Below are 21209 nucleotides of genomic sequence, written 5' to 3' on the forward strand. Positions count from 1 at the left end.
TACCAAACTTCTAAATGAAATGTATAGCTGAGTAGTTACCTTATTTTTTAAAAAAACATTCTGACTATTTCTTTTTCACTTCTTCTACAAATTCCCATGTCTCTCCGTTATCTTTTGATTGATAAAGTGCACTACTATCGCCATTGTAGTCTCCATCTGCCCCTTGTCCAACTAACATATTAAAAACCCCATCTTTCTCATATGGCATACTAGGAGAATCAAAAGGACTTATTGTGGACTGTGTATGATCTAATTTCACTTCATGCGGCGGATATTCTACCTTTTTGAAAGATACCCCCCCATCATCTGTGCGATATAACTCTCCCTCATTACCAGAAGGTCTAACTGCTCCTAAAAACCCAAGTTTATCATTTATAAAAGTGATCCCTGATACACTACCAATCCCCCTATTAAATGGGTCTGGATTGATAACCTCCCATGTTTCCCCTTCATCACTAGTCCTACTTAATGAATAAAAGGCGCTCCCTAATGCTTTATCTGTCATATTTAGTTTATAACCAACTTCTTTTGATAGGAAAAACTGTTCTTTTTCATTCTTTAAATCTTGTTGTTTCTTCTCTTTAAACCTATCTTCATTTGGAGGCGTCTTTGATTTACTCCAACTTGCGTCACATATTAAATTATATCTAGCAGGGACTAGCTCTTTCTCTTTTCCAGGGACATATATAGATACAGTATATCCAATGATATCAGAAGCTGCTTCTTTAAGACTCTGCCCCTTACCATCCTCAGTAATATTAATAATTCCCTCTGTATTGGATCCCCAATTTCTTTTTCCATAATAAATCAACCCATACTTACTTTCATTCCACTTTCTAACCGTTTGCTTAACTGGAATCGCCTTAACCGTTTTAATTAAAGGTTCTACTAATTTATCATCATCATAATCAGGCTTTGCATATCCGTCTCGTATTATAGTAATATCTTCTGATTTCTTCTCATTATAAGAGATTAAATAAGTTTCTTCTTTCCCATCAACATTTTTCCCATAAACAAATGTATCAAACGCTGTGATTGTTCCATCTGAATGAAATGTAAGATCAAAATCAGTTGCCATATACAATTTCTTTGGCAAAGGATATTTTTTATTTATATCTTCAAAAATACCTTCTACTCCAGATTCATATATATTATTATGTTTAAGTTTAACTGACCTTTCATGTTTTAACCTTTCTATAAACCATGCCAATTTGCCATTGTAATTTATTGCACTTTTATAAATCTGCATCCCATAAAATGATGTAATTGCAACAATAATGATAATAGAAATGGATCTCCATGCTATTGAATTAGTTAATTTTTTAGTTTCATATTCTCTATTTTTTATCACCCGCATTGTAGTAAATGTAGTCATGGATATAAAAAGTACTATACATAATAACAAAATATAAATATTATAATTCATCCTTCCGTACTTACAGTATAAGGCTAACTCATAACAAAAAATCCCGTATACAATTATTAGTATTGGATTTGTTACTAATGACAGAAGTATCCTTTTTGCATTTTCCTTAAATATAGAAATCACTCCTAATTACATGAATTACTGATATTAAGTATACTTTATTGTAAAGTAACAAAAAGCTATTTAATCTTGCCGCCAAAAATACAATAGACATCTGTCTATGTAAATGGCAGATGTCTATTAAAGCCGTTTAAAAATCTAGTTGTTTCATAGACAATGGATTTTTGAGTGAATACTAAAGTTGCTTCATTTGAGAGACAAATATTGAAAATGAACCCTCATATATTAATTCATTCCACTCAATGATATTTATCTTTCAGATTTTGTTGATGCTTTGTATAAAAAAGATTCAAAGGTAATTGTAATTGAATTAGAGAAAATACGCGAAGGTTGGGAAATTAGTAAATCATAGATAAAAGCGTCCTATATTTTAATAGGACGTTTTTTCTTCTATAAATAATGTATTTGAGATGTATTGTACTCATAACTATAAATGTTTTTTAATTATGGACATTATACAAGTCGACCAATTCTCCAATATCTAAAAAGGACGGTTTAACTACTTACTTATATCTATCTATAATTCAATAAACCTACTTCTCCTCATACCATGGGTTTAAATGAATTAGTACTTCATATATTTCTGGGTTCTGATTTATAATAGTAGTTTTTATATCCCTACAAATATCATGTCCTTGCTGGATGCTTAAATGTGCCGGAACACTAATTCTAATATCAATTAATACATAGTGACCATGATCACGTGCGCGCATTCTATCAATTCTTTTTACAAAAGGATGGGCCTGAATTATTCTCTTATATTCACTACATTTCTCGGTAGGAATACCACCTTCCATTAATATATATATTGATTCTTTCCCCATACTAATCGCTAACTTTAATACGAAAAAGGAAACGATAATACCAGCTAAAGGATCCCCATATGCTGCATATGGAATGGAATAGATATTGTTTATCAAAGCAATACCAATTCCAATTACAGCTGCAATTGAGGCATAAACATCAGCAAGATGATCATAAGCAGTTGCTATAAGCCCTTTGCTGCTTGTTTTTCGACCAATTCGTATTGTGTATACATATAAAATTTGCTTCCATATTAATGAAATAATCGCTGCTATAAAAGCAATTATATGGGGTTCTGTCGCTGGTTCAAATAATGACTTTATTGATTCATAAGCCATAAATAAAGCCGCTAAAATTAAAATCACAGCTACAATTCCTGATGATATAACTTCTGCTTTACCATGTCCATAAGGATGATCTTCATCAGCTGGCTGGTTTGAAATTTTCATTGATCCCAATGAGGTTACGGATGCTACAACATCGGCAGCATTATGAATCCCGTCGGCTAATAATACCTGACTTTTGAAAAGTAAACCGACTATAATTTTGATGAGAGTCAGAAATATATTGCTAATTACACTAATCCATGCTGCCAATAAGGACGTTTTTTGGTTAGCATTCATAGTTATCCCCACCTTAACTTTACTCTTGTTTCAAAATATTATTGTTTAATTCAATTGTGTAGTTATAAGTCTATGTCTCATCATTTTAATTTCTTTCATACATTACCCAATAATAAGTGTGTGGGTCTATACAAACATTTTCTCCTATCAGTAAAGGTTTAAAGCATAACTTACTTTGTTCTTTTATCCTTATTTGTTATGAAGTGTAAAAAGAGTGACACAAAATGCCATGCTTTTTTATTCCTTTTACGTTTAGTATTGGAGTTACTTTAACATCCTTAAAATAGTAATTATGATTGAATAAAAAGACGAGAGTTGGAAATTAGGAAATCATAGAAAAAACGATCTATAAGATGTAATACTGAATCTAAAATAATTAAAGATAAATAAGATATACTACACGACGACGCATGTTGTTTAACAATGTAGTTTTAAGGTGTATTATCCCTTTGCTTGATACACCTATTGTTTATGTTTTTTATCACCCTTTTATCATTACAAACATCAAAGCGACTAATGTGTTGCTTTGATGTTTGATGAAATGTTTTCAGGTATGATTACTAATTCATTCTGCGCATTAATCTTTACTCATCTGATCACAACAATTATTTTTACAGGTTGTCCATTTCACATAGCTGTAGCAAATACTATAAGATTAAAAGCATATAATTGAATATGAGTGTAAACTGTATACATTATTTATCCTTCTTTTAACTTCTTGGAGATTTTCCATATGATTGAGTATCTCTATACGCTTTTCTTTAATGAATGTTAAATGATAAAACTTTCAATTTTATGACGCTCTTTGTATGTTAGTTTTTAAAATTTAATTAATCCTTCATTTATTTAAGAATTCATAAATCAGTTGAAATATTTGCATCAAATTCATCTGATTTTTTAGTATCTATTTTTTTCCCATCTATTGTCACCCTTATTTCTTGTTTTTGGTTTGCTGTTACCATCCAAGCATTCGGTAAATAACGATCTTCATGGGATAATGTAGAAGGTGAATTTATAACCTTTCCTCCTAAATATAGCGTAGCAGAAGAACCTCCATCCATAGCCATTGCATTTATTGCTCCTTTTTCATATAGAATATCTTGACACTCTTTTAACGTGGCTCCTATGCTATGTGTTTGTCTACCATCTATCACTAGAAACATTATTGTGCCATCTTCTTTTTGAGCCATAATACTTCGTGGAGCAGAACCCCAACCACCGTCTCCTTCTGTGATCATTTTTTCTCCATTTACAATTAACTGTGGCATAAATCCTGCTGCTGAAACGACTTGTTTATCCAAAAGTTGTTGGGTAGAATAATTTCCTGTTATCATTTGTCCAAACTTTGTTAAACCGGTAATAATTGTAGGGGTATTTTTATCTATATTTGTATCAATAGCTTTTCCATTTTCTATTACTATTCCAGTTGCAACATTTCCTCCACCTCTTCCTGTCTCATCAGCAAATCCACTTGCATTCACAGCAACAAGTGCATGATTACGTTTTGCCATTACACTAATTTTTTCTCCCCTGTTAGCTCCTTGTGTTCCTTGATGGCTAACAAGTTTAACATTGAAGGGATTGCTAATGGTAATTAACTTTCCTTCGAAAAGAAAACGACTATCTTTATTACTTTTAATTGTTTCTACATCAATTTCTAATGGCTGATTTTTTAATTCTTCTAATCTTTTTCCTGCTATTTTTTTATAAATGGCCTCATCACTATTTGACCATTTTGGATGATTAATTCTATCTTGCAGTTTATCTAGTTCCTTTTGGGATAGGAATGTATATTTCGCATATTGTGGATGCTGAGAAGTTAGTATACTTCCAGCAATTGTTACACGAAGATCTCGGCCATAGTTAGTACCAAATAATATTCCTATGCCAATAAGCATGAAAATAGAAAAAAGAAGCAAAATTCGTTTGAAGATTTTTCTTAGATGTTTCATAGGTTTCTCCTCCGGCATTAATTACATTCAATGAATCCTTTAAGATATTATTTGCCTAAAGACAAAAGTGTTTGTTTCCCTCATTCTCGAGTTCCCCACTGTGTCTTGGCAAGCAAAGCAAAATACTTATTCTACATTTCGTATTTATTTCAGTGTATATTTACAAATTTAATAACGTTTTTGCAACCATGAAATAAATTACTAATCCTGTTCCGTCAACAAATGTTGTAATAAATGGACCAGAAACGACTGCAGGATCTAATTTTAATTTTCTCAGAATCAAAGGTAAAACAGCTGCAACAAGAGAGGCCCAAATAACAATAAATAATAAAGTGATTGCTACAACTTGTGCAACTTCTGTTCCAACTCCTAGCATATAAGCACGAGTGAGCCCAGCTACCCCAAGTGCAAGTCCAAGAAGCATGCCAATTGCAAATTCCTTTTTCATTACACGGAAAATGTCTTTAAATTTCACCTCTCCAATACCGATTGCACGAGTAATTGTTGCTACAACCTGTGTTCCTGTATTTCCTCCAGTACCTACTAATAACGGTACAAAGAAAGCTAAGGCAACTACTGTTTCAATTTCGTCTTCAAAATACTTTAGTACTGTACCTGTATATGCTTCAGCAACAAAAAGAAGCAATAACCATGGTAGACGTTTGAAGAAAATGCTCCAAATACTAGATTCAAAGTAAGATTGATTTAACGGTTCACTTCCGCCTAACTTTTGGATATCTTCTGTAGCTTCTGCTTCCATAACATTCATTACGTCATCAAATGTTATAATACCAATCATTTCATTATTTGCTGTTGTTACGGGTAATGCTGCTAAATTATAATTCAGTAGCTTTTTTACAACTTCTTGCTGATCAACTTCAGCGTGTACTGAAATTACCTCTTGAATCATGATAGTAGATAATATCTCTTCATCTGCTGCTAGTAATAACTCATGTATGGAAACGATTCCCTTAAGATAACCATGACTATCAAGAACATAGATATAAGATATTGATTCTACATTTTCAGAATGTTCCCTAATGTACTTCAATGTCATTTTTACTGACCAATTCCCTCTAACTGCAACAAAATCACTTGTGACAAGACTTCCTGCCGTTTCAGGTTTGAAAGCCATTAATTTTTTTACATTATGTTTTGTAATTTTATTTAAATACGCCATTAATTTAGCTTGTTTTTCCGGATGAACCTCTAAAAGTAGATCTACTGTTTCATCAATCGGTTGTAAATCTAGTAACTTTTTAGCTTTGTTTTCAGATAAGTGAATTAAGATATTATATTTTTCTTCTGTACTCAAATGTTGAAGAATTTTTGAGCTTTTTAATACAGGAATCTTATCTAGTAATATGACTTGATCTTCAATTGAAAACCGTTTTACTTCTTGCGCAACATCATACGACGGATGACGTAAAACTTTCTCTGCATCCAAATTATTTTGGGTTACAAGTAATTCATTTAATAATTTCTTCATGTTAACTCCTCCTTATATTGCTAAGGGAGACTCTAGAGTTTCATGAGTGGCTTTGTGTTATTTTATCTGTCTAAAATTTTTATTAGAGCATTAATAGTTACATTGCAATCAATTTATTATTTAGAACTACCTCCTTTTTGAATATAGACAAGATAAAAATAAATAACATTAAACAAAAAAACCTTTACTCAAAAAGGAGTAAAGGTTTTTTACAATACAAATAAATGATTATTAAGACAGCTCTGCAAAAATCCCAGAGATGCCTTTCTATCAAATCGTATACCACTCCCTCGTTGAGTTTTAGCACTGTATAGCATAGGTTTTTATAACCAGCTACATTAAAAAGGGCCTTAATCCGACCGTTCCTGTTGACCCATTGGCGTCTCTCGACATTTTTGGGCAGCAGCGTTTCTCTATACAGGAGCCTCACCTAACAAAGATTATTGAATTACTTCAAAATTTAAACCAGAATTTAATATTTGTCAACTAACTTTCGATTCGATTCATAATAAATTTTTTTTTAGAGAAATGTAATTCGACTCTATTGTAAATTTGAAATTCAACTTAAAGGATATAAAATTTATATACAATTAGTTCGAAGAAACGTTATAAAATATATGAAATTTCGTATAGGAAACTTATTGTTTATGATTAATTTGTAACTTTATAGCAGGAGTTGAATTATTAGTCATACCGTACTTCAAAAGAACATTCTTCAAAAATCTTATTTTATGATTAAAATCTTCTTTACTGTTTATCAAATTTATATGGTTAAACTACTTAATCAAATTATACACTACAGGCCGAAAATAAGTATCTATACGAGATGATTAAATACATTTTCTTGCATTATTTCTCAAAATTCATAAAACAATAAAGAATATAAAATTAGCAATATGCTTACTTGACAAGCAAAAAAAAAGTATTTATGCTGGCTACACGAAACAAATACATAAAATTTATATTGCTAAACCTGTTAGGTGAGGCTCCTATACAAACACAGGCTATTGCCCAAAAATGTCGAAAGACGCCAATGGGTAGAACAGGAATTGTCGGATTAAGGCTCTTCTTAAGATAGCTAAGTAATCAATTTCCATTACTTTACGTTGTATAGTGCCAAAGCTCTACTAGGGGGAGGAAAGCTTTATTTAGTCATGCCAATTTAAATCCCCCCTAGTATGTAACTAGGGGGGATTTTTGCGTAAGAAAACAGGGTGTAAGCTATAGAATCTTTCAAAACAAAAATACTATTTAGTAGTTGATGAGAACAAGATTCTACTCATTAGCAAATGTAATATTAAGTGTTAATGTAAATCAGGAGGATATTAAAATGAAAAAAATATTAAAACTCGATTATCTATTGCTCCTCCCTCTATTCATAACATGTACTTTAGGTATTATCATGATGTATAGCGCGAGCTCCATTGTTGCTGTTCAACATTACGGTTATAACAGTAGGCATTTTGTTGATTCTCAATTAACAAAGCTATTTTTAGGAACAATAGGGTTGATAGTTTGCGCTATTCTCCCATATGAAATATGGAAAAAACGAATTGTCTCTATCTGTATTATGGTTGGGGGAATTTTTTTATTAATTATGGTTTTGTGGAAAGGAAAAGTGGTAAATAATGCTCAATCATGGATCTTTGGAATACAGCCAGCTGAATTTCTTAAATTAGGAACAATACTTGTAACAGCCCGTTTTTTTGCATTTCGACAAGAACAAGCTAAAAATATTTGGAGTGGTAGCGGAAAACTTTTATTTTTTTTAGCTGCAATTTTTTTCCTAATCTATAAACAGCCAAACTTAGGATCTGCACTTTTAATATTAGGTATAGGTTTTAGCATATTTCTTTGCTCTGGAATAAATGTAAATCTATTAATTAAAAGAATTATAATCGGTTCTATTTTTTGGTTACCTTTTTTATACTTTTTAATTCAATTTAGCTTGTCAGAAGTTCAAAAGACACGTATTACTACAATTCTCAATCCCTTTGTTGATGCGCAAGGAAAAGGATATCAACTTGTAAATTCTTTTATTGCCATTGGCTCTGGAGGAATTACTGGACGTGGATTCGGAAATAGCATTCAAAAAACCGGCTATCTTCCAGAACCACATACTGATTTTATAATGGCAATAGTTTCTGAAGAACTAGGGTTTATTGGTGTATTTATTGTATTGGCAGGGGTTTTGACTATCGTTCTTCGTTCCTTAAAAATTGCACAACTATGTGTAGATCCATTCGGAAGTTTTATAGCAATTGGTATAGGATGTATGATTGGTATGCAATCCATTGTAAATTTAGGTGGTATTACGGGACTATTTCCTCTTACTGGTACCCCATTTCCATTTGTTAGTTTTGGTGGAAGTTCTTTAATGGTCAATTTAATAGCAATAGGAATATTGCTTAATATTTCAATTTTCAATAAAATTAAGTTTAATAATTATAATATATAATTCTATTTTTTAGAGATTATAAAATTTAACCTCATTGAGCAATCTATGTTCAAATAATTTCTAATTAGGTTTTTAACTGTATGAATATTAATTTTAATACCAAAAAAGGCAGGAGCTTTTGGTGAAAACTTGTTAAATAATTGTTTAATCGATGTATGTGTCTTTTCATTATATGTATTATTCATCTCAATCACATACCCTTCACCTAAAATGATTAGAAATATATTGACTTGTTATTTTCCTTATATTGAATTTAATTGGATCACTGTTGTATTGTCGTATCGCCTATAAAAAAAGAAAACTTAATTAAGTTTTCTTTTTTTATGTTATTCCAAATCTGATTAGTTTTCATAAAGTATCTTATGTTTCCGCTGGAACGGATAAGTTTTAATTTCATCTGTATCTAAATTTTCATGAAATAAATGAATAGCTATAATTTGTCTACAATCATAGGTATGGTAATAATATGTACCAGACTCCATACACATTGCGCTTGTATAAATGGTATTATCTAATGTACCTTCTTCCGTTATTACTCCACCTTTTGGAACCTCACAATTTGATAAGATATGAAAAATGGCCGATATGCCCTCTTCTTCGTTATCTATACCTTGAATATTTTGTTTGCCATACGCTGCCCGAACAAACCTTGATGGTGGGGTGAAATCCCCAGGAAGTCCCATCGAACCTGAACCTTGTCCAAAAGCACTTAATGGTACATCCCCCCATTGTGTTGGCGCATATGGCTGCGATTTAAGACCGATATATTGTCTTAAATTTTGTAAATGCCAGTTAAACTCAGGACTATTGGTCATTACCCCAAGAGGATTATCATATATTTTTAGTCCTTCAGTTGTCGGCTCTATTACAATACAATCTCCCCATTTATCCGCTAAAATCCAATGTAGCGGTGGAGTAACCCCTAAAACAGGTAATGGTACATCCAAAAAGGAAATACTATCTACAGAGTTCTTTAACTCTTCGACAGAATTGAATTGTGTGAGACTCCATGCCACAAAATCAAATGGAGCCAGATTCGTTTTATTTTCATCTATACTGTTACTATAACTTGCGAATCCTGGAAAATAGAGTGTTGCACATGTCATACCTGATTCATTTACTCCGTCCGCCAGGATGATCCTTCCTTGATGGTTAATCCCCATCCCTACAACAGCTTGTTTCGCCTCGATGGTTTCACCAGTTATATTGTTCCATTGATAACTTCGAGGAACTATTATTACTTCTTGATTGAAATCTAATGTAAAATCCATCGTTCTTGCAAAAAGATGCTGACCGCTTTTTGTCTGTAATGTCAAACTGGTACACATAAAGAACACCCCTTTATTTAGTTTATTTGAACAAAAACCATTTAATTTCTATCCTTAAGTTAATAGGCATGTATCGTGACCTCTATTAAAAAATATGGTTGCTAATTTTATTTCAATCTTCCTTGCACCCAAGCAGCAATATCATTTATAACATACTCAGGGATATTAGCAGGACTATAATATTCATCCGTTTACTTAACTCCCCATCTCCTTCTGTAAAGAAGTGATTTAACTTTGGATATAGTCGATAATCAACGTTATCTCGCTCTTTTAATTGTTCTTTCCAAAGAGGAATTTCGATTTTTGATTGAACTTGATAGTCTCTTTCTCCTTGAATAATAAGAAGCGGTGTCTTTTGTTCTTTTGACATTTCTGCTGCTTTAATTTTACGAATAGAATCCCAAAATACTGCTGATCCTAAATAAAAATCTTTTGGAGGATTCTGACTAGAGAAATTGGGATCATTTAATAATTCAAATTGCGATTTGTAAAATTTATATTCATCGGGTTTCATTGCTCCAATGGAAAAAAGATACTCAAATTGATCTAAAACAACATCTTGGATCGTACGGGCTGGTCCGCCCATCACGATTGCCCCAGCAATATTTTGATTTTGGTCTTTTTCAATCATTTTCGGAAGCATCATTCCACCTTGACTATGACCAAGAATATAAATTTGATTCTTATCTATCATAGGTTCATTTTGAAGAAAATGAGTCACAAGAAGAGCATCATCTGTTGTCTCTTTATCAACTGTATAAAAAGGACTGTATTATGTTTTCAATCCATGTTCATAAGTTCGTTTATTATAGCGAAGGCCAGCAATTCCTTTCGAGGCAAGACCTTCAGCTAAATCGCGAAATGGTTTTAAAGCAAACGCTGTTTCATCCTGATCGGTTGCTCCAGATCCTTGCACAAGAATAACTGCTGGGAAAGGACCCTTACCTTTTGGAACAGACAATGTTCCTGGTAATGGAAATGCACCACTTCCAACTACTACTTCTTTATCAACAAATGATTCAGGCTTACTATATGATGGACGCTCTGCAACAGGACTAAACGACATGCTGAGTTGAAAATCGTCTATTTTTCCAGATGGATCTAGTTTAATTAGTAAAGGTACAGTAAATTGTTCAAAAACTAATTTAACTTCTACATTCGCATGCACGGAATTTGTCTCTTTTTGTATTACCTCTCCAATTCCTAGAAAAGAACCTGCTTGTAATTGCAATGGGAGTCCCTCCCAATAGCTCTTCAGCCATTCTTCGGATATTATTTTCTGTAATGACCTTGAGGTTAAATCAAATGCAGATTTATAATCTTCACTATTCATATGGCGAATAAATGAAAGAGTAGTAGATATAATAGGATTTTCATCATTAATATTGTCTACTTTTTTATAGTTGTGTTGTTTCCTTTAATGTCGGAATAAATTGATGGTTAAACGGATTATTATATGTATTGGGATATACACTTGTTTTCAATACATCCATATTCCGTTCCTCATACAGACTTGAAGCAATCGCGAAATTTTTAGGTAAAGTTACTTCCTCCGCATATGAAACTGAAGGAATCGTTATTGTACAAATTGCACTGACAAGTAATAACTTATTACCTATTCTTTTTTTCTTGCCCATATTTATTGATTCTCCCTTCAAAATTTAAATTTTTTAATACAGTATGCCAAATACTATAAGGGAAATAAAAATTATCAAAGAGATTAATAATCTACTTTACGATTCCCCCTAACAAATTAAAAAACTATTATAAACAAACTTCAATAAAAAATGCCTTCCCCCTCTTTTTATAACTCGATTTTTTGATTAGATGGATGTTATCTAAAACAGAATTATTTATTGCATGTGCTTCGTGCTGATTAACTCTATAGTCGATCGTCAGCAGACAATCGACTATAGATTCTTATAATTATTGTGTTCGCTAAATGAGAATTTAACGAACACTTGGGTGATATGAGTTAATCCCCCTTTCTATCTCAGATGTAAATGTAAAAGGACATGAAACTCCAAACTATTTAGACAAGAAAGTCTAAACTTTCGCTTTTAGATATTGGTTGGGACAAGAAACTCTAAAACTAAATTTTATAGATTTACAGAACTAACCCCATTTAATCTTGTTTAAGATGCTCCCATTCTTACCTAATGACTTATACCATCCTTCTTGTTAATCCGTTCATATAAATGTAATGATTCAAATGGATTATGGGAATTACATTATCTTGAAGGAAAACTTTTTCCCCCCAACAATTCATATATGATTCAAAAGGTCTATGTATTTTTGAAGTCCTTCAAAATGTTATCTTGATCCCTTCGACACATTGATTTTTATAGAAATATACCTACTTCAAAAAGCGTACCTGTTGGGACAAAAAAAGAATCCTTTTCATAATAAGGATTCCTAATTAAAAATATGTATTTTTTGCATCCACATCAATAAATCAAATATGGATTATACGTTTTTAATTCTATTATTAATTCTTTGCTGTAATTGTAATCGTCATACCTGATTTAAGTGTGACGTTGTAAACTCGATTATCATTCAAGTTGGTTAATTGTGTTTGGATTTCATTAGCTGTTTCTTCATCATAAGAGATTTTAACAACTGTTTCATGAATCGGCACTTCATTATCCAAGTTATCATCTACCCAATACAGAAGTCCTTCTTTTTCTGTTGTGTTAAATCCTATTTTAATTGCCTCCTCCAAAGTGCTTTCAGGAGTTAAATCATTTGGGTCATTAGGGTCTTTTGTAGCAATCCTGCGCTCAGATGCTGTAACACCGTTTGTTAAAATAATTGAAGCGGTTTTTGATTTTATCTTATCAAACTCATTTTTAAACGTATTATCAAACATATTATCAATTATCTCCCTTATATCGATTAGTATAAAATGTAATGATCTAATAAAATATTCTATAGAATTTATTGATTTCCTTTGTATTAATCACTTCATTTGTAGAGTTTTGAGTATGTAATTTAGTTCATATTTTTGTAAAATTCATTTTTAAAATATGAACATTAAACATGTTTTAAAATTTGTACCTTTATGAACATTGGTCATTTTTTAGGACGGATAATATTTAAAAAGTAAAACTAAGTTTATATCTTTTTATAATTTGTAAAACACACCATTAAATATCCAAATAAAAACCCAGTGATTTCATGCACACATACTGATATCACTGGGTTTTATAAGTTTAACATTTTGTATGTTTTGTAAAACTAATTTTCTTTTGGAAGTACAATCCTTTTATACAATTGAACTGTAGTAAAATAGTAAATCAAGTAAATTACTACAAAAATAATAATTGGTACCCAAATACGATTGTACGGATCAGGCAAAAGAACGCTGAACATGTTCATACCAACTAATACGTGAACAATACCCACAATTGCTGGGACTAAGAATACAAAGAATAACTCCTTATAAATTGATTGTGCTAATAACTCTTGGCGAACACCGATTTTACGAAGCATTTGATAACGTGTACAATCTTTGAATGCACCAGACAGAACTTTAAACATCAAGCAACTTGCCATCATTGCTAAGTACGCAATTCCGACGAAGAAGCCCATGAACATCAATCCACTGAGCATACCATGAAGAGAATTATACATTTGATATTTACTCTTCAGTTCTTCAGGTTTCATACTTGTATATTTAGCTAACTGTAATTCGTCAAGTTGTTTCCATTCTTTTAAATATGATTTAAAATCATCTGTTTTCCCCATAAACATAGTACTTTCTGGACCCTTTATACTATGGTACATGTTTTTGTCTACAATTTTTATTTTATGATCAGGATATATATACTTTGGCTGGATTGTTTGGAAAGCGTCGCTCCATTGTTGCGGTGTCTTCTTCACGTTTGCACCAATTGGCAACTCTTCTGAAACTCTCTTTGTTTTCCCAAACTCTGCTCTTTCATTTTTATTTTTCAATACTAAAGGACGATTTTTCTCTAAATCCTCTTTTAAATAATAAATCGACTGACCTTCTATTTTGTAATGATATTCAAGCTTCTCTGTAAATAAGATAGTATTCAAAATTTTCTTTTCTTCAGCTGTTGGATTATGAACGACTGAATCGTAAATTTCACTACCATTAACTATTTTTATTACGTTGTTTTTAAATGCCATACCACACGCAATTCCGCCAGTGCCAAGAGCCACTAAGATTGCTACCGTGGCAAGCACATTTGTTAGGCCGTTAATGCGGAAATTTAATTGTGCAAAAGTAAAAGCATTGAGACCTTTTTCACTACGTTTTTTATTACTCTTTAACTTATTAATCATAACTGGGAGAAGTGATCCAAATAACATGTAAGTACCAACGGTTGCTGTGATTAATCCAACGGCCATTAATCCCAGACCCATTAGCGGGTTTGCATATTTCATATAGATTAGTGATGCATAACCAATACCCAATAAAATCACACCAAGGATTGCAACTACAACTGTCATTTTTCCTTTTATGGCGACACGTTCTGTTTGTTCATCTGCATGTACAAGTTGCAGTACAGAAATACGAGATAATTTAATACTATTTATAATTGCCGATAATACAAATAGTGCAAAGAAGAAGACGCAAGTAATAGCTATAGATGGCAGATAAAATGCTTTATAACCTTCGCCAGCAAACTCGAGTTGTTTCATTAATAGCTGACCGATACCTTCTGCGAGCCCTACACCAACTGTAATTCCAATCACAAGAGATGCGGCACCTAATATAATTGTTTCGATAAACATAAGTAAGGTAACTTTATGCTTTTTTGCTCCTAACATCATATACATACCAAATTCTTTTTGGCGAAGAGATGATAAGAACGAGTTTGCATATAAAATATAAAAAAATGTGATAAACGCTAACAAAAAGGACCCAATTTTAAATACAGACACAATATCCCCAATAGAAGAGTTAGATTCAAGGAACGCCTTATTGAGTGCTAATGTTTGAAACATATAAAAAGTTGAAATAGAGACAATAAGACCAACAAGTAAGACAATGTAATCTTGCAACTTACTTTTTAGGCCTGACATGGAAAGCTTAAATAACATGATTGAACTTCCTTCCTTACGCTTTTTGTGTGCCTAAGTCTGCAAGCACGTCTAAAATTTTTTTATAAAATTCATCACGTGTACCACCGCGATGAATTTCTTTATATAGCTCACCATCTTGAATGAATAAAATACGCTGACAGTAACTTGCACTGTACGGATCATGCGTAACCATCATAATAGATACCCCTTGCTCTTTATTTAAGTTTGTCATCGCATCCAGTAAACTCGTTGCATTTTTAGAATCAAGCGATCCTGTTGGCTCGTCCCCTAAAATAATTGCTGGTTCATGCACTAACGCACGTGCTGCTGCTGAACGTTGCTTCTGTCCACCAGATACTTCAGATGGATACTTTTGAAGTATTGCTGAAATGCCTAACATATCAGCTACCTTTTCTACTTTTGATCCGATATTTCGTGATGAAACACCTTGAAGGGAAAGTGGAAGAGCGATGTTTTCGTAAATAGATAAATTCTCCAATAAGTTAAAGTCTTGGAAAATGAATCCTAACATTTGTGAACGGAAATCGGAAAGCTCACCTTGTTTCATTTTCGTAATATCTATTCCTGCAATTTCAACAACGCCGCCCGTTGCTTTATCTAACGTTGAAATTACATTTAATAATGTCGTTTTACCAGAACCAGATGGTCCCATAATTCCGACAAACTCACCCTCTTGAATTGAGAATGATACACCTTTTAACGCGTATGATTGGTTCTCACCTTTTTTACCGTACACTTTTTGGACGTTTTTCACGTCTACAACTGGTTTCGTCATATATATCCTCCTACGTTTGTTTTTTCATTTCTTTAAAATAAGTTGCTATTCTTATTTGCTACTAACAAAATAGGCATGTTGCATCTACCTTTTTCATGAGGTTGTCACGATGTATCCACTTGAAAGCTGTAAAGAAAATTTTCTCTTTAATTTCTCCTCTCTCCTCATCGCTTTGAATACATACATGATAAACTATGAAAATTAGGAAACACCCTGTAAAATCCTTAAGAATTCTTAAGTTTTATAAAAAAAAGCTTATGGAATCTGTAATTCCATAAGCCAATCTATTTGATTGGATGTTCAACAATAAAGGACATCCAGCCGTCTTTATATTTTGCATATATATTACCATTATGAAGTTCAACAATTCTTTTTGAGATAGCAAGCCCCAGACCATTTCCTTGGTCATCTTTTCTTGCCTGGTCCCCCCTGAAAAACCTTTCAAACAATTTATTTGGATCGCTAACAGGCGGCTTCTCGACTTTATTTGATACTTTCAAAATTGCCTTGTTACCTATTAGTTCAAGACATATTGATAATTCAGATGGTTTCATGCTGTACTTTATCGCATTCATAAACAGATTTTCATAAACACGTACCATTTTTTCTATATCTATGAAGATAGGTATTGTTTCTTCCGTGATTGATTTTTGAACGATTAAACTTTCCTTTTCAAATATAGGAATGTATTCTCCAACTATTTGTTCTAACAAACCTGATAAATCAACTTCATTAAAGTTTAACTTAGTATCGATGCCTGATAAACGGGTATACTCAAATAGTTCATCTATTAGATATTTCAATCTCTGTGATTTTAAATATGTGGTTTCGAGATACTCCTGTAATTGTGTTTTACTGTCGTATTGCCCTCTTTTTAATAAATCTACATAGCCGATAATAGATGTCAACGGTGTGCGTAAGTCATGAGATACATTGGTTATAAGTTCATTTTTTGTACGTTCCAATCGCCTTTCCTGTTCAAATGTATGCTCCAATTCCTTAGACATATAATTTATATTTTGAGCAAGTTGGGTCAATTCGTCCTTCCCCTTAATCCCAATTGTCAAACCCAGTTTTCCATTGGCAATATCATTCACATTATCAGAAATGAGCTTCAAATATACTATTTTCTTTCGAACCAATATCAAAAAAATTATTATAAAAGTAAAGATTGCGAACGCGATTAAGAAGAATATTGCGAAATAGAATGCAAACATACCCAAACGGTCGTATTTTATAAATAATGGTACTATGATGTATAGAAAATTGAGGATTGTTAAACCAAACGAAGCAAAAAAACTAACTGCAACAGCAACAAGAAGTTTTATAATGATCCTATTTCTAAAACTAACATTCTTCATATTTTATACCCAATTCCCCAAACAGTTTTAATATAAATGGGATGTTTAGAATCCTCTTCAATTTTGTCTCTTATTTTTGTAATATGCACCATGACGGTATTATCTGATTTATAAAAAACCTCTTTCCAAATTGCTTCATATATTTTTGCAACACTCAGGACAATCCCTTTGTTACGGGCAAGTAGTTCGAGAATATCAAACTCTTTTGGAGTTAGCCTTGTTTCCTTTCCCCTTACCCATACTTGACGTGTATCTGTATTCACGGTTAAATCACCAATTTCTAGGATGCTTTTATTATGATTTATTGACGTATTGTATTTTTTAAACCTTCTTAATTGGGATTTTACCCTAGCGATTAATTCCAATGGATTAAACGGTTTTGTTAAATAATCGTCTGCACCAGAGGCTAGACCCTGAATTTTGTCTATATCCTCAGATTTTGCAGATAGCATAATGATAGGCATATTGCGGTCTTCCCTAATCTTCATACACGCTTCAATACCATCCATATTAGGCATCATAATATCTAAAATAATAAGATCAAACTCCTTTTCTTCTAACAGTTGTAAAGCTTCAATAGCATCTTCAGCCTTTTGAGTTTTCAGACCTTCATTTTCCAAATAAACAGAGATAAGATTTCTAATCTCTTTATCATCATCAACAATAAGAATTTTTGACTCCATATGATTCCTCCATATTTTTTCTCGTATTAAACAGCTAAAGACATAAGCAGGTGAGACATTTCTATCTTCTCTTTTTCTTAAGCTTGCAAACGGAAGACAAGAAATAACATAATGTATATACGTAATATCGTTCTCCCTAATATATTGTTCAATATTTACTACTGATCCATATACAATAAATAAGTTCCCTTTTTCTTTAACTTTTGCTTTTAGTAAAAAAATAAAATTCCTTATTATTTTCCACTAATAAAATAATTGTCTTGAGATTTCTTCTTTTAATTAATTTTTCTGTGAATACACCTGTACTCAATCCATATTTGACAATGTAATTTACTTTCTTCAAATCAATTCCTTCAATTATTTTGTCTCCAAGAAACCTTAAAATTGGAATGGCTGCACCAACTGATTTTTAGTGCATTATATACAGAAATAAGAAAGCGAATTGTTTTCATACCTAATCATCCCACAGGTTTGAACTCATAATCATACTCTAGAGTCCAAACCTTAAGAAAAAGGGGCAAAAGTTCTTAAGAATTCTTAAGCTTTCTACAGCATTTTGTCATAAGAATATATGACGACTCTCGAAATGTTAGCGGTATCCCCAATAACACTTACTATTCGTCAATCCGAAGGACAAAAAGAACTTGTAGGAATCCCTACAAGTTCTTTTTTAAATAATGTAAAAAAGTTAAAACAAACTATCTCATAATTTGAATCGGAGCAAACACTATAACCACGGGTTGATTATAGAATACAAAATTAATATATGACCTTTATATATTTGAAAATTATGTAAATTTAGAAAAGAATAACAAACAACGATCTTGACTCCATAAAAACTCTAATTATACATTTTGAATAAAACACTTTAAATCAACATACATTTCATAATAAATTAGTTAAAATATATGCATAGGTAAATAGAGAAGAATGGTGCATTCTTACAGAAAGGTATATATTTTTATTGGTTTATAATCTATACAAATAAAATATACATATAAATGTGTATAAATATAAAATATTAAATCCGACCTATCTCTCTATTTGTGTTTGTCATTGGCTATTCTGCTTTCTTGTTGTTTAAAATAAAAAGAGGAACAACTAATGTTCCTCTTTTAATCTCTAAGAATTTGGTATATGGACAGCTTATATTTTAAATAAAGTTCAAACGAAAATGAAATTTGCAACATTTCACCTATAAACACTAAAAACAAACAAAGAGCGATTTTTTCACCCTTTGTTTGTTGTAAATTATTTATTTAATTCAGCTTTTGCTTGTTTCAAGAGATACTCCTTTTCTTGCTCTGGCGTAGCCTCTTTATATGCTTTACCGTCGTTCCCATCTTTCCACTTACTCAACATATTATGCTCTTTAACTATTTGAGAAAAATCCCCGTGTTCCCATCGATCGATGATCATACGATACTCTCCTAAATGCTTTACATACATTGGAGTGCTTTTAGTGATTGCCTCTTTTACTTCTTGAATATTCTCGGCACTCATTTTGATAAAGCCCTCTTTCTTATCGGATAACACCTTTTGATTAGTCATTTTGAGCATTGTATCATTTATGCGTTTTTCAGCTTCCACTGCCACTTCGACTTTTTCCCCTTTAACCGAGTTGATCATTTCCTCCTCTTTGTGATTCCCGAGGTAATCCCCAACTTTAAAACCTGTTAAAACACCGATCGCTATACAAAAAATTAAAATCAATGATACTTTCGTTATTTTTCTCATTTATTAATCCTCCTTTACTATGAAGAGCCATTTGCAATATAACTTTTATAGAGCAGCTCGACATTTGCGCTCTTTAATAATTTAAGCATAAATTCTATGTTCTTTTTAAAAACAGGTATAATTTATCAGTGCAGTACAACAATTCCTTATATGATCCTTTTTTCCTTTTCTAATAGGTAACCTGCGCTTTCAACCAATTTGATTTCATCAATAAGAGAAAAAACAGTCTTTGATATATTAGGTGTCAATTACAATTGTACCATTTCTAAAGATCGAGCGGCTTAATTGAAAAAAACAAACCCCATTAGGATTTATGATGTATGTAAATTCTTAAATAATCTACACCACTCCCCTGAAAATTTCCTAAGTCTTAGTTTGATAGTGATGTGGAAGACCCCCCTTTTATAGTTTATAGAAGAAGTACATCAGTTATCTATTAAAACTATTATTTAAAAAAATTTCCTAAATGTTTTATTTATTCTACTTTCGTTTCACTTAATAAGGTAAGGAGCTAATTTACTAGATAACTTGATTAAATAGGGGTATCCCCACATTTTGGAAAACAACTACACTAAGAGTTTTCGATTCATTTTAATTATGTTGCATATAAAAATGGATTGTTTTCAGTAAATCGCGTAGCATTAGTGGCCAATTTTAATAGATTTTCTTCCTGTAATGTAACACAAATGATATTGTGTTGCATCCAAATACTCTTAGCGGAACAAGGTTCACATTATTTTATGTTGAAGTTTGCTTAACTTGTTTTTTCTGATTTGCGGTCTGTACCTCTAAGAGACAAGCTTGTCGAGGCTGATGGGGGTTCTACTCCAACAGCAGATCAATACGATCTGAGTGAGGCTCCGGAGGAAGATGCTCCAGCAACAAAAAGAAATAAGAGCATCGAGTCAAAAAAAACTTTAATAATTTGAGGAGGCTGTTTTATTATGGCAGGTTATATTTACGGTGGTTACAACGGTTATACATCAGAGGTTAGTGGTTTTACAGATAACAACTATTATGGTTCTGGAGCTACGACAGTAGATTTTACACAAATCAACCTTCATAGCGGTGGTACATGGAACTACACAATCGAATTACAACGTAGGGTTGACGGAACGTTTAAAACAACTGATACATTAAGCGGTAGCTTTTCACGTCAAGTAACAAGATCATTTAATATTACTGATAACTTACCAGGTGAGTATCGTATCAAAGGTAAACTTACAATGGGTAGTACTTCTACAAACTATACAGACGGTTTCATGATTTATCGCTAATAAAGACTAAAGGAGGTGCTAAGATGTTCGAAAATATCAAGGAATATCTGAGCAAACTGCCTCTGAATATACTATCTGTATTACCTTTCGAGAAGCTGGA

General features: G+C 32.1%; 13 protein-coding genes, 3 pseudogenes and 2 riboswitches. Of the genes and pseudogenes, 3 read left to right on the forward strand and 13 right to left on the reverse strand.

Annotation, left to right across the window (positions count from 1 at the left end; all coding sequences use genetic code 11):
• Positions 1 to 64: 64 nt before the first annotated feature.
• On the reverse strand, positions 65 to 1549 hold the full coding sequence (locus MHH59_RS29370) for a WD40/YVTN/BNR-like repeat-containing protein (protein ID WP_308027094.1): 1485 nt from the start codon (positions 1547 to 1549) through the stop codon (positions 65 to 67).
• A 262-nt stretch (positions 1550 to 1811) separates the two neighbouring features.
• On the opposite strand from MHH59_RS29370, the pseudogene MHH59_RS30935 reads away from it, so the two are divergent.
• A pseudogene (locus tag MHH59_RS30935) lies at positions 1812 to 1898 on the forward strand (DUF4878 domain-containing protein); the annotation flags it as partial.
• 181 nt (positions 1899 to 2079) lie between these two features.
• Here MHH59_RS30935 and MHH59_RS29375 read toward each other — a convergent pair.
• From MHH59_RS29375 to mgtE, 3 genes are all read right to left on the reverse strand, one after another.
• On the reverse strand, positions 2080 to 2973 hold the full coding sequence (locus MHH59_RS29375) for a cation diffusion facilitator family transporter (RefSeq protein ID WP_078204001.1): 894 nt from the start codon (positions 2971 to 2973) through the stop codon (positions 2080 to 2082).
• An 854-nt stretch (positions 2974 to 3827) separates the two neighbouring features.
• Complete coding sequence (locus MHH59_RS29380; RefSeq protein WP_002169385.1) at positions 3828 to 4925, reverse strand: phosphodiester glycosidase family protein; 1098 nt, start codon at positions 4923 to 4925, stop codon at positions 3828 to 3830.
• A 160-nt stretch (positions 4926 to 5085) separates the two neighbouring features.
• A complete protein-coding gene (gene mgtE / locus MHH59_RS29385; RefSeq protein ID WP_002204015.1) occupies positions 5086 to 6414 on the reverse strand; it encodes a magnesium transporter in 1329 nt (442 codons plus the stop codon).
• 277 nt (positions 6415 to 6691) lie between these two features.
• Positions 6692 to 6859: riboswitch (M-box (ykoK) riboswitch) on the reverse strand.
• Between the two features lie 520 nt (positions 6860 to 7379).
• A riboswitch (M-box (ykoK) riboswitch) is annotated at positions 7380 to 7556 on the forward strand.
• 188 nt (positions 7557 to 7744) lie between these two features.
• Here mgtE and MHH59_RS29390 point away from each other — a divergent pair.
• Positions 7745 to 8872 carry an FtsW/RodA/SpoVE family cell cycle protein gene (locus MHH59_RS29390; RefSeq protein ID WP_033729126.1) on the forward strand — a complete coding sequence of 376 codons (1128 nt, stop codon included), beginning with the start codon at positions 7745 to 7747 and terminating at the stop codon, positions 8870 to 8872.
• A gap of 104 nt (positions 8873 to 8976) precedes the next feature.
• On the opposite strand, the pseudogene MHH59_RS29395 reads toward MHH59_RS29390, so the two are convergent.
• From MHH59_RS29395 to MHH59_RS29435, 9 genes and pseudogenes are all read right to left on the reverse strand, one after another.
• Positions 8977 to 9057: pseudogene (locus MHH59_RS29395) on the reverse strand (serine hydrolase); the annotation flags it as partial.
• A 156-nt stretch (positions 9058 to 9213) separates the two neighbouring features.
• Positions 9214 to 10200 carry a choloylglycine hydrolase family protein gene (locus MHH59_RS29400; RefSeq protein WP_033729127.1) on the reverse strand — a complete coding sequence of 329 codons (987 nt, stop codon included), beginning with the start codon at positions 10198 to 10200 and terminating at the stop codon, positions 9214 to 9216.
• A 107-nt stretch (positions 10201 to 10307) separates the two neighbouring features.
• Positions 10308 to 11837: pseudogene (locus MHH59_RS29405) on the reverse strand (DUF3887 domain-containing protein).
• Between the two features lie 851 nt (positions 11838 to 12688).
• Positions 12689 to 13069, reverse strand: coding sequence for a hypothetical protein (locus tag MHH59_RS29410; RefSeq protein WP_144513798.1), 381 nt, complete (start codon positions 13067 to 13069; stop codon positions 12689 to 12691).
• A 368-nt stretch (positions 13070 to 13437) separates the two neighbouring features.
• Complete coding sequence (locus MHH59_RS29415) at positions 13438 to 15273, reverse strand: FtsX-like permease family protein (protein ID WP_201055232.1); 1836 nt, start codon at positions 15271 to 15273, stop codon at positions 13438 to 13440.
• A 16-nt stretch (positions 15274 to 15289) separates the two neighbouring features.
• The gene (locus MHH59_RS29420; protein ID WP_078214731.1) at positions 15290 to 16051 is read right to left on the reverse strand and encodes an ABC transporter ATP-binding protein; all 762 of its coding nucleotides are present in this window, start codon (positions 16049 to 16051) and stop codon (positions 15290 to 15292) included.
• Between the two features lie 284 nt (positions 16052 to 16335).
• Entirely contained in the window at positions 16336 to 17412 is a 1077-nt protein-coding gene (locus tag MHH59_RS29425; RefSeq protein WP_340853535.1) for a HAMP domain-containing sensor histidine kinase, read from the reverse strand.
• Positions 17409 to 18095 (reverse strand): response regulator transcription factor, encoded by a 687-nt coding sequence (locus MHH59_RS29430; protein WP_098791782.1) that lies wholly within the window; start codon positions 18093 to 18095, stop codon positions 17409 to 17411. The genes MHH59_RS29425 and MHH59_RS29430 overlap by 4 nt, the downstream gene beginning before the upstream one ends.
• 1251 nt (positions 18096 to 19346) lie before the next feature.
• Positions 19347 to 19832 carry a DUF6241 domain-containing protein gene (locus tag MHH59_RS29435; protein ID WP_002130387.1) on the reverse strand — a complete coding sequence of 162 codons (486 nt, stop codon included), beginning with the start codon at positions 19830 to 19832 and terminating at the stop codon, positions 19347 to 19349.
• Positions 19833 to 20776: 944 nt separating this feature from the next.
• On the opposite strand from MHH59_RS29435, the gene MHH59_RS29440 reads away from it, so the two are divergent.
• Positions 20777 to 21109, forward strand: a complete 333-nt coding sequence (locus MHH59_RS29440) for a hypothetical protein (RefSeq protein WP_340853539.1) — start codon at positions 20777 to 20779, stop codon at positions 21107 to 21109.
• Positions 21110 to 21209: the final 100 nt, after the last annotated feature.

The organism is Bacillus sp. FSL E2-0195, from assembly GCF_038003645.1.
Classification (GTDB): Bacteria; Bacillota; Bacilli; order Bacillales; family Bacillaceae_G; genus Bacillus_A; species Bacillus_A mycoides.